2 protein-coding genes are annotated in these 856 nt (G+C 41.4%); both read left to right on the top strand.

Annotated elements, in window-relative coordinates:
• The coding region (locus JMY09_RS14420; protein ID WP_320157838.1) for an IS630 transposase-related protein at positions 1-313 on the top strand (313 nt) is incomplete at its 5' end.
• Between the two features lie 19 nt (positions 314-332).
• The gene (locus JMY09_RS14415; RefSeq protein WP_201624636.1) at positions 333-851 is read left to right on the top strand and encodes a transposase; all 519 of its coding nucleotides are present in this window, start codon (positions 333-335) and stop codon (positions 849-851) included.
• Positions 852-856: the final 5 nt, after the last annotated feature.

Here is an 856-nt window from a genome sequence, read left to right as displayed (position 1 = left end):
AATGACCATGACTTACTCCCTAGATTATCGCAAACAAGTCCTGAAAAGCTTAGATGAGGGTATGACCTTTGCTGAAGCTGCTGTTTTCTATGATATCAGTCCTACGACTATCCAGAAGTGGAAAAAGCGTATTCATAGCAAAACCACCCGATATATTAAGCCCTACAAAATAGAGGATGAAGCCTTAGCTCAAGATGTCAAAGACCACCCTGACGATTATCACTATGAGCGGGCACAGCGTTTCAGATGTAGCCCAACAGGTATTAGTAAAGCCTTAAAACGTATCGGTGTTAGCAAAAAAAAAGACACTTGAGCATCCGAAAGCCTGTCCTGTGAGAAGAGCGACTTATCTGACCAAGCTTAACCACTACATTGCTCAAGGCTTTGCTATTGTCTATATGGACGAGAGTGGCTTTGAGAGTGAAACGATGCGTCCTTGTGGTTATGCACCCATTGGTAGCCCCTGCATTGGCAGTTACAACTGGCAAGCCAAAGATCGAACCAACGTGATTGGTGCACTATATGGCAAAACGCTGTTTGCACTCAATTGCTTAAAGACCAACATTAATAAAAAGGTTTTCTATCGCTGGTGCAAGTTCACGCTGATACCAAAGCTTAAGAGAAAATGTGTAATCATTATGGATAATGCTGCCTTTCATAAGCGAGTTCAAAAACTGCTTAACAGACATGGCCACAGACTTTTATTCTTACCACCTTACAGCCCTGATCTAAATCCCATCGAGAAGAAGTGGGCTCAAGTGAAGTTTTTACGCCAAGGTTGGATGGAAAATGACTTATCTAAATTGTTTTATGATATTCATCCAAAACATAACTCTTTTGTAGTGCAGTGACTATA

It is taken from the genome of Psychrobacter urativorans (assembly GCF_904846695.1).
GTDB classification, from domain to species: Bacteria; Pseudomonadota; Gammaproteobacteria; order Pseudomonadales; family Moraxellaceae; genus Psychrobacter; species Psychrobacter urativorans.
This window is presented reverse-complemented; position numbering and strand designations above follow the sequence as displayed.